Source organism: Ensifer sp. ENS03, from assembly GCF_014852035.1.
GTDB lineage: Bacteria > Pseudomonadota > Alphaproteobacteria > Rhizobiales > Rhizobiaceae > Ensifer > Ensifer adhaerens.
On the sequence record NZ_JACVAV010000001.1, the window covers coordinates 732652 to 745124 of the forward strand.

General features: G+C 63.2%; 13 protein-coding genes. 6 read left to right on the forward strand and 7 right to left on the reverse strand.

What is annotated here, in order from left to right:
* Window positions 1-10: 10 nt before the first annotated feature.
* Both IB263_RS03590 and IB263_RS03595 read right to left on the reverse strand, forming a co-directional pair.
* Window positions 11-517: an NUDIX hydrolase gene (locus tag IB263_RS03590; protein WP_060516578.1), complete on the reverse strand. Its 507-nt coding sequence runs from the start codon at window positions 515-517 to the stop codon at window positions 11-13.
* 313 nt (window positions 518-830) lie between these two features.
* Window positions 831-1619: a FadR/GntR family transcriptional regulator gene (locus tag IB263_RS03595; protein ID WP_082572963.1), complete on the reverse strand. Its 789-nt coding sequence runs from the start codon at window positions 1617-1619 to the stop codon at window positions 831-833.
* A 287-nt stretch (window positions 1620-1906) separates the two neighbouring features.
* Here IB263_RS03595 and IB263_RS03600 point away from each other — a divergent pair, with 287 nt between their 5' ends.
* Window positions 1907-3181, forward strand: a complete 1275-nt coding sequence (locus IB263_RS03600; protein ID WP_034800929.1) for a DUF3422 family protein — start codon at window positions 1907-1909, stop codon at window positions 3179-3181.
* A 72-nt stretch (window positions 3182-3253) separates the two neighbouring features.
* Here IB263_RS03600 and IB263_RS03605 read toward each other — a convergent pair whose 3' ends face one another.
* A complete protein-coding gene (locus IB263_RS03605; RefSeq protein WP_034800931.1) occupies window positions 3254-4150 on the reverse strand; it encodes a LysR family transcriptional regulator in 897 nt (298 codons plus the stop codon).
* A gap of 106 nt (window positions 4151-4256) precedes the next feature.
* Here IB263_RS03605 and IB263_RS03610 point away from each other — a divergent pair, with 106 nt between their 5' ends.
* The 4 genes from IB263_RS03610 (at window position 4257) to glcF (ending at window position 8723) form a co-directional block, all read left to right on the forward strand.
* Window positions 4257-5696, forward strand: a complete 1440-nt coding sequence (locus IB263_RS03610; protein ID WP_060584051.1) for an FAD-linked oxidase C-terminal domain-containing protein — start codon at window positions 4257-4259, stop codon at window positions 5694-5696.
* On the forward strand, window positions 5693-6904 hold the full coding sequence (glcE, locus tag IB263_RS03615) for a glycolate oxidase subunit GlcE (protein ID WP_089044717.1): 1212 nt from the start codon (window positions 5693-5695) through the stop codon (window positions 6902-6904). Before IB263_RS03610 ends, glcE begins: the two co-directional genes overlap by 4 nt.
* A 31-nt stretch (window positions 6905-6935) precedes the next feature.
* A complete protein-coding gene (locus tag IB263_RS03620) occupies window positions 6936-7316 on the forward strand; it encodes a membrane protein (RefSeq protein WP_034800937.1) in 381 nt (126 codons plus the stop codon).
* Between the two features lie 111 nt (window positions 7317-7427).
* On the forward strand, window positions 7428-8723 hold the full coding sequence (gene glcF, locus IB263_RS03625) for a glycolate oxidase subunit GlcF (protein WP_113135449.1): 1296 nt from the start codon (window positions 7428-7430) through the stop codon (window positions 8721-8723).
* A 66-nt stretch (window positions 8724-8789) separates the two neighbouring features.
* Here glcF and IB263_RS03630 read toward each other — a convergent pair whose 3' ends face one another.
* Both IB263_RS03630 and IB263_RS03635 read right to left on the reverse strand, forming a co-directional pair.
* Window positions 8790-9485 carry a L,D-transpeptidase gene (locus IB263_RS03630; RefSeq protein WP_034800943.1) on the reverse strand — a complete coding sequence of 232 codons (696 nt, stop codon included), beginning with the start codon at window positions 9483-9485 and terminating at the stop codon, window positions 8790-8792.
* 191 nt (window positions 9486-9676) lie between these two features.
* On the reverse strand, window positions 9677-10450 hold the full coding sequence (locus tag IB263_RS03635) for a L,D-transpeptidase (RefSeq protein ID WP_192437614.1): 774 nt from the start codon (window positions 10448-10450) through the stop codon (window positions 9677-9679).
* Window positions 10451-10706: 256 nt separating this feature from the next.
* Here IB263_RS03635 and IB263_RS03640 point away from each other — a divergent pair, with 256 nt between their 5' ends.
* Complete coding sequence (locus IB263_RS03640) at window positions 10707-11351, forward strand: DNA-3-methyladenine glycosylase I (protein ID WP_060602071.1); 645 nt, start codon at window positions 10707-10709, stop codon at window positions 11349-11351.
* 56 nt (window positions 11352-11407) lie between these two features.
* Here the strand turns inward: IB263_RS03640 and IB263_RS03645 are convergent, their stop codons facing one another.
* Both IB263_RS03645 and IB263_RS03650 read right to left on the reverse strand, forming a co-directional pair.
* Window positions 11408-11794, reverse strand: coding sequence for a DUF305 domain-containing protein (locus tag IB263_RS03645; protein WP_192437616.1), 387 nt, complete (start codon window positions 11792-11794; stop codon window positions 11408-11410).
* Between the two features lie 108 nt (window positions 11795-11902).
* On the reverse strand, window positions 11903-12331 hold the full coding sequence (locus tag IB263_RS03650; protein WP_034801425.1) for a hypothetical protein: 429 nt from the start codon (window positions 12329-12331) through the stop codon (window positions 11903-11905).
* Window positions 12332-12473 lie beyond the last annotated feature (142 nt).

The following is a 12473-nucleotide window of genomic DNA, read 5'->3' on the forward strand; positions in this document are numbered from 1 at the left end:
CTTGAAAAGGCTAGCCGTTCACAGCCTTCGGCATCGGGCTCGACGCGCTCCCCATGCGTTCACCGAAGGCAAGGATGAGATCTTTCAGAGACGGTTCGGCAACCCGCGAGGCCGCTTCCTTGTAGTCGACCCATTCGAGCTGTCGGCGCCCTTCCTCGGGGAAGTGCTTGCAGAGATCGTCGACTTCCAACGCGTGCACCTGCACCTTGACCGAAATCTTCAGCCCGTGATCCATGCGCTTCTGGTAGAGATAGTAGCCGGCGGTCGCCTTCTGCACATGCCCCTTGACGCCGGCTTCCTCGTAGGCTTCGCGCTCGGCCACTTCATGGGCGCGCTTGCCCTGCATCGGCCATCCCTTGGGAATGACCCAGCGGCCGGTATCGCGGCTGGTGATCAGGAGGATTTCGAGGGCCTTGGTCTTCTTGCGGATCCGATAGCAGAGCGCGGCATACTGCATGCGCGCCGGTCGACGCAGCATCAATTGGACATCGGATGCGAGCCTGTTCAAGAAGTTCAAGGTCGTCTGTGCTCCTCTCGGCGAATCAGTGGCTTTAATTGCTTTGCCGGCCAGTATGGCAGCGTCCTGCAGCGTGTAAATGTCGCGGGCATTCGGCAGCCGGATATGCGGTTTGCTTTCCGCAGAACTGTGGTCCGGATACGACAGGATATGGTGTTTTCGCGGCATATTTGCAAACCGACCGACAGCCATACGTTGTCGTCGGATCACGATTGGTTTCGGGATGGAACGGTTCGAGATCGCAAGGGCGATTGATTCCGACCGGAGAGGCGGCTGCAGGGTAGAGCCGGGGGTCGGGCGCGGGCCCGATCTGTCAGTTCGCGCGGTCGCGCTGCTGCATGCGCAGGCGGGCGATGCGGTTCCATTCTCCGGTGCGTTCCGCCTCGCGGGTGGCGGCGGCGACGAAGTCGATATGGCTCTGCGAGGCGGCTTTCGCCTTCGCCGGATCCCTTGCCATGATCGCCTCGTAGATCGCTTCGTGCTGCACAAGAAGCCGGTCGCGCGCCCCCGGCGCATCGAAGACCGAATTGCGATGGAAGAATATGCCCTGCTGCAGCAGCCGGTAGCAGGCGCGCAGCGTGTGCAGGAGAATGATGTTGTGGGCGCTTTCGCCGATCGCCTGGTGCAGCTCGATATCGGCTTCGAGTTCGGCGTCAAAATCGCCGGCGGCGTGCGCTCTGCGCATGCGCTCGATGATCCGTGTCAGGATGTCCCGGTCGTAATCCGTCGCGCGGGTGGCGGCGAGTTCCGCTGTCAGCCCCTCAAGCTCGCGCCGGTATTCGAGGTAATCCTGGGTTGCCTTGTGATGGCGCGCAATGAGGTCGATCAGCGGCCTGGAGAAGATCTGCCCGACGACGTCGGCGACGAAGGTGCCACCGCCGTGGCGGCTTTCGACCAGGCCACGCCCTTCGAGTTCCTTCAGCGCCTCGCGCAGGATCGGCCGTGACACGTCGAAGCGCTTGGAGAGTTCCCGCTCGCCGGGCAGACGGTCGCCGTCGCGCAATACACCTTCGAGGATCAAAAGCTCGATCTGCTGCACGACCTCGTCCGCCGTGCGGCTATGGCTGATACGGGCGAAAAGGTCGATCTGGTCTTCGGTCACGTCTGGTCTCCAGATCACGCGGATTTCGGTCCGGGTTCGTCCGAAATCGCGAATGTGGTCGGTTTGCATGCGGCAAGGGCGGAAGGAGCGTCGATGCTCAGCGCCGCCTCCTGTCAGCGCCGCAATCTAGGCAGGTCGCGCAAAGTGGTCAATTTGATTGTCCACTTGGGTGCGTCCGATTGGATGCGACTGACAAAAGTCAAACTGCGGCAATGCGTCCTTTGTTCTTTTGCTCTTTCCGTTGATAAGAAAGTTGTGATGAACGCGTGAGGGGGACAAGGCGCTTCATGGCAAAGGGTAGTTTTGCATTTCCGGTGGCGCCGATGCGCGCTTTGGCCTTGGGCGAGGTTCATTCGCGCCCCTATGCGCTGGTGACCACGCCGCGGGTGATCTTTCAGCTGGCCTTCCTGACAGATGGTGGCTCGATCGTCGATCACGCCGTGCTGTCGGAGCTTTCGCGGGCCCGCGGCATCGCGCCGCCCGGCCGTGACGCCAACCATCACGCGATGCCTTGGGGGCAGGGCACGCTGCGCTGGGAGCGTCATACCGAATTCTCCACCTATTTCTGGGACGCGCCGCCGCCGGAGAAATTCGGCGGCGATGTACCGATCCATCCGTTCGGTGACGGCTTTTCGCCGCCCGGGTCTCTGATCTCGGGCATCCGCCTGGAGATCCGGCCGGATACGCCCGAGACCCGCGAGGCCATCGGCCTCTTCGATCCGACGAGCCTCTGTTACAGCGAGACCAAGAACGGCCAGGCGGTGATCGTCACCGACTTCCGCCAGAACGGTGACGGCCTGACGCAGATCCTGGTGATCGATCGCGGCATGACGGAAGCCGGTACCGGCGCTCTCGTCCAGCGCTTGCTCGATATCGAAACCTACCGGACGCTCGCGATGATGGGCCTGCCGCTTGCGCAGTCGCTGTCGCCGGAAATCCGCCGGACGGAGGACGGGTTGACGGCGGTGACCCAGCGCATGAAGGAAAACGTGCGCGAGGAGGCCGACGACATGTTGGCCGAGATCACTCGGCTCGCGGCCGATCTCGAGGCCGGTGCCGCGCTCAGCCTCTATCGCTTCGGCGCCAGCCGCGCCTATTACGGCATCGTCCAGGAGCGCATCCGCACGCTCGCCGAAACGCCGGTGCCAGGCTACGAGACCATCGGCACCTTCCTCGAACGACGTCTGGCGCCGGCCATGCGCACCTGCCAGTCGGTCGAGGAGCGCCAGGCGAACCTGTCGCGCAAGCTCGCCCGCGCCACGGCGCTGCTTCGAAGCTGGGTCGATGTCGAGCTTGAACGGCAGAACAGCGCGCTTCTGAACTCGATGGATCGGCGCGCCAGGTTGCAGTTGCGCCTGCAGCAGACCGTCGAAGGCCTGTCGGTCGCCGCCATCTCCTATTACGTGGTCGGGCTGTTCGGCTATCTCGCCAAGGCGGTCAGCCACGAGCTGCCGATCGATCCCGGTCTCCTGACCGGGCTTGCCGTGCCCTTCGCCGTTGCCGGGGTCTGGCTGATCGTGCGCCGCATTCGCCGCCACCACGAGGACAGCGAGCATAAGTAAGCAATTCCAGCAAAAGTGTGCAGCGGTTTTGCGTCCGGAATTGCGGAAAGCAAAGATGCCACGCCGGTTCGCCTACTGCTCCCAATAGGGGATCGGTCCGTAGAGTTCGGCGAGATAGTCGATGAAGAGGCGCACCTTGGCCGGGAGGAACTGGCGGCTTGGGTAGACGGCCGAAAGCGTCAGCTGCTTCGAACCTTCCCATTGCGGTAGCACCTGCACCAGCTGGCCGCTGCGCAATTCCGGGCCGATATCCCAGGTGGAGCGCAGTGCAACGCCGGCGCCGGCGATGACGGCGGCGCGCACAATCTCCGAGGAATTGGTGACGAGCGGCCCTTCCGGGTGCCAGACCAGCGCGCCCTCCGGCCCTTCGAGCTTCCAATTGTCGTTGTTATGCGCCGGCAGGCAGAGGTGGTTGGCGAGGTCGCCGATCTCTTTCGGTGCGCCGTTGCGGGCGATGTAGTCCGGCGAGGCGCAAAGCAGCCGGCGGACGGGGGCAAGCTTACGGGCGACGAGCGACGAATCCACCAGTTCGCCGATCCGGACCGCCATGTCGAAGCCTTCCGCAACGATGTCGGTGAATTCGTCCGTCAGCACGATGTGCAGTTTCAGATCCGGATGGTCCTTCATGAACTTGGTCAGATGCGGCGCGATGTGCATGCGGCCGAAGGAGGTGGGCGCCGATATCCGCAGCACCCCGAGCGCATGCGACGAGCGGCCCGACGCATAGGCTTCCGCCTCCTCGATGCCGGTCAGAATGCCGAGCACCCGGTCGTAGAAGCCCTGGCCGGCTTCCGTCAGCGAAATCTGGCGCGTCGTGCGTTGAAGGAGGCGCGTGCCGAGCCGGTCTTCGAGTCTCTTGATGCGCTTGGAGATCACAGCTGGGGAAAACCCCAGCGCCCGCCCCGCTGCCGACATACTGCCGGTGGAAACGACCCGTGCAAAAATCTCAAGATCGCCTAAATTCGTCATCAATCGTTGCCATTATTTCCAAAACGGAAAAGCTCAATAGCATTTGCGAGGCCTCTGTCCTAGTGGTAAAGAAAATGAACCAATCGATACGCGGCGGGAGGAGCTGATGGCGGAGACAATCGGTTTTCTGCAGCCGAAACCAGAGGTTATCGCCCGGCGCCGCGAGATTATCGCCGACCTCTCGGACCTCCTGCCCGAGGGCTGTCTCATCAGCGACGAGCGCGGACTGAAGCCGTTCGAGACCGATGCCTTCATCGCCTATCGCCGCATGCCCCTGGCGGTCGCCTTGCCGGAAACCACCGAACAGGTGGCCGCGCTCCTGAAATACTGTAGCCGCTACGGCGTTCCGGTCGTGCCGCGCGGGGCCGGTACCTCGCTTTCGGGCGGTGCCATCCCACAAGAGGATGCGGTCGTCATCGGCCTCTCGAAGATGTCGCGCATCCTCGATGTCGACCTTTTCAATCGCACCGCCACCGTTCAGGCGGGCGTTACCAACCTCAACATCTCCGAGGCGGTTTCCGCCGATGGCTTCTTTTATGCACCCGACCCGAGCTCGCAGCTCGCCTGCACGATCGGCGGCAACATCGGCATGAATTCCGGCGGTGCTCATTGCCTGAAATACGGCGTCACCACCAACAATCTGCTCGGCGTGAAGATGGTGCTGTTCGATGGCACCGTCGTCGATCTCGGCGGCAAGGCGCTGGATGCGGCGGGCTATGATCTGCTCGGCCTCGTCTGCGGCTCGGAAGGCCAGCTCGGTATCGTCACCGAGGCGACGGTGCGGTTGATCGCCAAACCGGAGGGAGCCCGCCCGGTGCTCTTCGGCTTTGCCTCCTCGGAGGCGGCCGGCGCCTGCGTCGCTGATGTCATCGGTTCCGGCATCATTCCCGTCGCGATCGAGTTCATGGACAAGCCGGCGATCGAGATCTGCGAAGCCTTCGCCCACGCCGGCTACCCGCTCGATGTCGAAGCGCTACTGATCGTCGAGGTCGAAGGCTCTGAGCCTGAGATGGATGCGATGCTCGCGAGCATCGTCGCAGTCGCGCGCCGTCACGGGGTCGCGACCATAAAGGAATGCCAGTCGGCCATGGAGGCGGCCGCGATCTGGAAAGGCCGGAAATCCGCCTTCGGCGCCACCGGCCGCATCGCCGACTATATCTGCATGGACGGCACCGTGCCGCTCAGCCAGCTGTCGCATGTGCTTGCCCGCACCGGTGAGATCGTCGCGAGCTACGGCCTGCGTGTCGCCAATGTCTTCCACGCCGGCGACGGCAACATGCATCCGCTGATCCTGTACAACATCAACGACCCGGAGGATGCGGCGCGCGCCGAGGCTGCCGGCAACGATATCCTGAAGCTTTGCGTCGACGCGGGTGGCTGCCTGACGGGCGAGCACGGCGTCGGCATCGAAAAACGGGATCTCATGCTGCATCAGTACAACCAGATCGACCTCGACCAGCAGATGGCGGCGCGCGCCGCCTTCGATCCGCAATGGATCCTGAACCCGTCCAAGGTCTTCCCTCTTAAAGGGCGTCCCGCCGCATGATCGTGCATTTCGAACCGGCCAGCGAAGAGGGGATTGCGACCGTCGTTCGCGCCATGGCGGCGGACAAGGCGTCGCTCGTAGTGATCGGCGGCAACACGCGCTCCGGCCTCGGCAATCCTGTGCGCGCCGATCGGGTGCTGTCGACCCGCCGCCTTTCCGGCATCGTCAGCTACAATCCGGCCGAAATGACGATTACCGCGCTTGCGGGAACGCCACTGCGCGAGATCGGCGAGGCATTGGCCGAAAACCGGCAAATGCTCGCCTTCGAGCCGATGGATCACCGGCCGATCTTCGCCTCCTCGGGTGAGCCGACGATCGGCGGGGTCTTTGCCGCCAACGTGTCCGGCCCCAGGCGCTACGTCGCCGGTGCCGCCCGCGACAGCCTGCTCGGTGTGCGTTTCGTCAACGGTGAGGGCGAGGCGATCAAGGCCGGCGGGCGTGTGATGAAGAACGTCACCGGTCTCGATCTGGTCAAGCTTTTGGCTGGCTCGCATGGCACGCTCGGCATCCTCACCGAAGTCACCTTCCGCGTCCTGCCGCTGCCGCCGGCGTCGGAGACCATCGTCGTCTCCGGGCTCAACGATGCCGAGGCGGCGGCGGTCATGGCCGAGGCAATGGCGCAGACAACTGAGGTTTCCGGCGCGGCGCATCTGCCCGAGAGCGTGCGCGGACGGTTCCTGGATGGCAACCTTCCGGATGGTGCAGCCACCGTGCTCAGGCTCGAAGGGCTGGAGGCATCCGTTGCGATCAGGGCTGAAAAGCTGACAAAGGCAGTCGGCCGCTTCGGCGCGGTGACGCGGCTTGATGCATCGCAAACAGCAAGGCTTTGGACGGAGATCCGCGACGTCAAACCCTATGCCGACGGTACCAGGAAGCCGCTCTGGCGCGCGTCCGTCGCCCCGTCGCTTGGCCATCAACTGGTAGCAGCACTGCGGCTGCAGACCGGCGTCGACGCTTTCTACGACTGGCAGGGCGGTCTCGTATGGTTGCGCATGGAGGCCGATCCGGAGGCGGAACTGGTGCGCCGTTACATCAAGGTTCTCGGTGGCGGCCACGCGACCCTCGTCAGGGCCGATGACAGCTACCGTCAGGCCGTTTCATCGTTTGAACCGCAACCCTTGCCCGTGGCACAGTTGAGCGAGCGCGTGCGCGCGAAGTTCGACCCGCACCGGATCTTCAATCCCGGCCGCATGGCCGCGATTTCCTGAGCGCATTCGCAAGGGAACAGGAGAGACAAGCATGAGCGATAAGGGTCCGCAGACACCGTTCTCCCGGGAGACCGATCGCTGGCTGGAGCCGGGCAAGATCAATGTGCAGGTGATCTATGTCCTTTATCTCGTCGGGTTTGCGGTGGGCATTACGCCGATCATCGGCGTCGTCATGGCCTATCTCAATCGTGGCAAGGGCGCGCCGTGGGTCCAGACGCACTATGTCTGGGCGATCCGGACCTTCTGGATATCGCTGCTGTTCCTGTTGATCTCGCTGTTGCTGACGGTGGTGCTTGTCGGCATCCTCGGCTTCATCGCCACCGCCGTCTGGATCGTCGTGCGCTGCGTCGTCGGCCTGCAAAGGGCCGCGCGCGAAGAGCCGATTACCAATCCCGAGGGCTGGATGGTTTAGGCCGGTATGCAACCGGAGACCGGCAAGGTCGAAGGAAGCTGAAAACAGAATGTTGCAATCGACCGCGGCGCGAAGCGCCCGGTTCCGCAGGACGAAGAGTGGAGTTCGCACTTGCAGACCAATTTTACCGCCGCGCAGCTCGCCGATCCGCACGTGGCCGAATCCGAGGCCATTCTGCGCAAGTGCGTGCATTGCGGCTTCTGCACCGCGACCTGTCCGACCTATGTGACGCTCGGCGACGAGCTCGATAGCCCGCGTGGGCGTATCTATCTCATCAAGGACATGCTGGAGAACGGCCGGGCGGCCGACAAGGAAACGGTCACCCATATCGACCGCTGTCTGTCGTGCCTCGCCTGTACCACCACCTGTCCCTCCGGCGTCGACTACATGCATCTCGTCGACCATGCCCGCGTGCATATCGAAAACACCTATCGCCGCCCGTTCAAGGACCGGCTGGCGCGTTCCGTGCTCGCAGCCGTGCTGCCCTATCCGCACCGCTTCCGCCTGTCGCTGAAGGCAGCCGGCCTTGCCCGGCCGCTCGCCGGATTGATGAAGCGCGTCGCCTTCCTGAAAACCTTTGGCGTGATGCTCGATCTGGCGCCCGCCGTCGTGGCGGAGCCCTCGGCTTCGGCCACACCCGGCGTTCATGCGCCCAAGGACAAGCGTGTCGGCCGCGTTGCGCTGCTCAGCGGCTGCGCCCAGCCCGTGCTGAAGCCGGAAATCAACGAGGCGACGATCCGGCTACTGACGCGATTTGGTGTGGAGGTGGTCGTTTCGGCCGGCGAGGGCTGCTGTGGCGCGCTGGTGCATCACATGGGCCGCGAGAACCAGGCGCTCGAAGCCGCGCGCCGCAACGTCGATGCGTGGCTCAAGGTCGCCGACGAAGGTGGACTCGACGCCATCGTCATCACCGCTTCGGGCTGCGGAACGACGATCAAGGACTATGGCCACATGCTCAGGCTCGATCCCGCCTATGCGGAAAAGGCCGCACGGGTCTCGGCGCTGGCCAAGGACATCACCGAGTATCTGGCGACCCTCGACTTGCCGGAACAGGAGGCGCGCGGCATGACGCTCGCTTACCATTCCGCCTGTTCGATGCAGCACGGCCAGAAGATCACGCTTGCGCCGAAGCAGCTTCTGAAGCGCGCCGGCTTCGTCGTGCGCGATCCGGCCGAGGGCCATCTCTGCTGCGGTTCGGCCGGTACCTACAACATCCTGCAGCCGGAAATCTCGGCCAAGCTGAAGGCGCGCAAGGTCAGGAACATCGAGGCGACGAAGCCGGATGCGATTGCGACCGGCAACATCGGCTGCATCACCCAGATCGCCAGCGGCACCAAAATCCCCATCCTGCATACGGTCGAATTGCTCGACTGGGCCTATGGCGGGGCAAAGCCTGAGGGGCTCTGAGGCAAGGCAAAAGGCCGGCCACCTTTCGGGAGCCGGCCTTTTTTGTGGGTGGAAGTTTCGGCGTCCTCAGCCGCCAAAGATCTGGCGGAAGATGTCGACGCCGCGATCGTCGAAATAGGTGTCGCCGGCCTTGCTGCCGGGGCCGATGACGATGACTTTCGTGCCGACGTCAGCGCGGTCGTAGAGATGCTCCACGTCCTCGTTCATCATGCGGATGCAGCCGGACGACATGTTCTGGCCGATGGTCCAGGGCTGGTTGGTACCGTGGATACGGAAGATCGTGTCGCGGCCGCCCTTGTAGAGATACATGGCGCGGGCGCCGAGCGGGTTGTCGATGCCGCCTTCCTGGGTGATCGGCAGGATGCGGCCCTTGGCGGCCTCGCGGCGGCGCATTTCGGCCGGCGGCGTCCAGGTCGGCCATTCGGCCTTGCGGCCAACCTTCACGACACCCGACCAGCCGAAGCCGTCCCGGCCGACTCCGATGCCGTAGCGCGTCGCGCGGTTCGGGCCGTCGATGTAGTAGAGAAACTTGTTGTTGGTATCGACGATGATCGTGCCGGGGGCTTCGTCGGTGCGGAAGCGAACCTTGGTGCGCCAGTATTGTTTTGCCGGCTTCTTCGGAGTGGCCACGAGTACAATGTCTGACGACTGGATCTTGGGGCCTGCTACGGGCGCCGGCGTGAAAGCCGAGGCGCTGGCGGCCACAAGAATAGTGCTGGTCGCAATCGCGATTGCGACCACTTTGCTGGCATGACGCTTCATTTACGATTCCCTCTAAACCCTCGTTGCAGGCAGGCTATGCAAAACGCATCGAAGTTCAAGCCCGCGATACATCCGGTAGATCAAACGTGATCACAAAACTTGCCTGTCCTTACGCTGCTGTTGCCTGAAAATCACGCATAGGCAACAGCAACACGGGTGAGGAGAGGGGAATATTCTATGCAGTGCTGCAATTAGATGACGATAACCTTCGTCCCCACTTTCACGCGCTCGTAAAGATCGACAACGTCTTCGTTGCGCATGCGGATGCAGCCGGAGGAAACGGCATAGCCGATCGTCCAGGGCGCGTTGGTGCCGTGGATGCGGTAGAGCGTCGAGCCGAGATACATGGCGCGTGCGCCGAGCGGATTTTCCGGGCCGCCGTCCATGCGGGCCGGCAGGTAATGGCCCTTGGCCGCCTCGCGGGTGATCATCTCCTGCGGCGGCGTCCAGCTCGGCCATTCCGCCTTGCGGGTGACCTTGTGGGCGCCGGCCCATTCGAAGCCCGGCTTGCCGACACCGACGCCATAGCGCCGTGCCTCACCGTTGCCGGTCACCAGATAGAGGAAGCGGTTGTTGGTATCGATGACGATCGTGCCCGGCTTTTCCTTGCTCTCATAGGAGACCGTCTGCGGCAGGTACTGCGGGTCGAATTTCGATTTCACCGGCCGCTGGGCGCGCATGGCATTGGCCGGCTGGATCAGCGGATCGACGGCGCGGCGCTTGACCTGAGGTTTCGCGACCTGTCCCTGCTGATAGAACTGTTTTCGGGTGGCCTGCGGAATCTGCTGCCGGTAGATCACCTGCCGCGTGCGCGCCTGTTGTCCGCCGAGCTGCATCACCCAGGGGGCGGTGAGGTCGGGACTGATGACGACGGGCGGCCTGTTCTGATACCGGTCCTGCGCTCCGGCCGGGCCAGCCACGAGGGTCAGAAGAGAGGCGGCTATAAGAAGAGACTTTTTCAACATCGGACGGACTCGCTACCTTTCGCCGAAAATCACTGAAGGGGGCGCAGTCTGCCGGTGAGCGGAATGCTCGAACGGACGGGTTGCGCCTTGGCAATGGGGGCAATCGTGTCATTTGGAGGGCGACCGAATGGTAAACGGTGCCTCGTTAAAAGCCGATGGCGCCGATAAAGCTTTGGGTAGGGTTATCCGCTGCTTTAGGAATCTGGTTTGCAAATGGTAAAGGCAGGAAAATGAGCAGGATGGAGCAAAGAGGGCGATGACGGCCAAGGGCATTGTGATCGGTGAGGACGGATTTTTGCGTTGCGCCTGGCAGGGCAATCTCGACGATTATCGTCGCTACCATGACGAGGAATGGGGGCGCCCGGTCACCGACGACCGCCGGCTTTTCGAGAAGATCTGCCTGGAAGGTTTCCAGTCCGGCCTGTCCTGGCTGACGATCCTGCGCAAGCGCGAGGCGTTTCGCGCCGCCTTCGCCGGTTTCGATTTCGACGCGGTCGCAAAGTTCGGCGACGCGGAAATCGAGCGTTGCCTTGCCGATACAGGCATCGTGCGTCATCGCGGCAAGATCGTCTCGACGATCAACAACGCGCGCCGCGCCCAGGAACTGAGGCAAGAGTTCGGTTCGCTGGCGGCCTATTTCTGGTCCTATGAGCCGCAGGCAGCCGAGCGTCCGCAGGTGGTGACCTATGAAGCGATCGTCGCCAATCCGACGACCCCGACCTCGACCCGCATTTCCAAGGATTTGAAGAAACGCGGCTGGACCTTCGTCGGCCCGACGACGATCTACGCCTTCATGCAGGCCATGGGCCTCGTCAACGATCACATCGAAGGCTGCCACTGCCGCACGGTCGTCGAGGAGTTGCGTGGCAAGCTTGCAAGGCCCCAGGCCCGCGTCGCCTGATGGGCGTACCCGTCGCGGGCTTGTCGGCGGGTGTCTACCGGAGGCGGGGCTGAGGGTCAGCCGCCGTTCTTGGCGAGCCACGCCTTCATCGTCCTGATCTCGCCTTCCTGCGCCTTGATGACCTCTTCGGCCAGCTTGCGCAGCGTTTCGTCCTTACCGTATTCGAGCTCCACCTTTGCCATGTCGATCGCGCCCTGATGGTGGGCGATCATGCCGCGCACGAAGTCGATGTCCGCCTTGCCGGTGTAGGTGATGTCCATGTCCTTGTGCATGCGGGCATTGGCTTCGGCGAAGGCTTTGCTCGAAGGCGAATTGTCGCCCTTCGGCATCGCGGTTTCGGTCGCTCCATGGTGCATGCTGCCCTGTCCGGACTCCTCTGCCAACGCAGGGAAGCCGAGGCAGGCGGAAAGCGCGAGGGCGGCGATCAGCGGTTTCAGCGACATGGTGTTTCCTTCCTTATCTGATGTCTCGTGCCAAGAGGCCGGCCGTGGCCGGCTTCTTGGCACTCCATCAATCTAGGGAAGGGGTGGCTGCGGATTCAACCCGTCCGTTCAGGCGTCAAGCGCCGGACGCTCGCGCGGAAAGGCGAAAATGCCCTGCAGCATGTTTTCGCCGGTGGACGCGTCGAGCGACGACCGGCCGACGCAGAAAAGCTGTGCCGCCTTCAAACTTGGCAAGCGCACGAGCGCCGTGAAGCAGAACGAAGACGGCGACGCGGTTGCCTGCTCGAGGATGTTGAGCACTGTCACGCGATCCCGGCTGTCATAGGCACGCACCAGATCGACGATGCCGCAGGAGCGGTTGGAAGCGCCAAGCAGGGCGGCGGTTCGCTCGCCCAGATGAAAGACGCCGCTGGCCAGATCGCAGCGCCATGTCTCCACGAAATAGTCGCTTTCATCGAGGTGGTCCATCCAGGCCGAATGCGCCCCGAGGTGCCCGGGTTGGATGGCTCCCGAGCCAGGTGTCATGAACCTCAACATGATGCCCTTCTTCTCGCCGCGCGGACGTGATGTCTCGTTACCGGAGACCGCCACTGCCGCAAGGCGCTTCGATGCGTTGTTTGCCATTGAAGTGTTTTCCCGATGCAGTCATTGCATCGAAAACTCGTTTGTAGGTACTCGG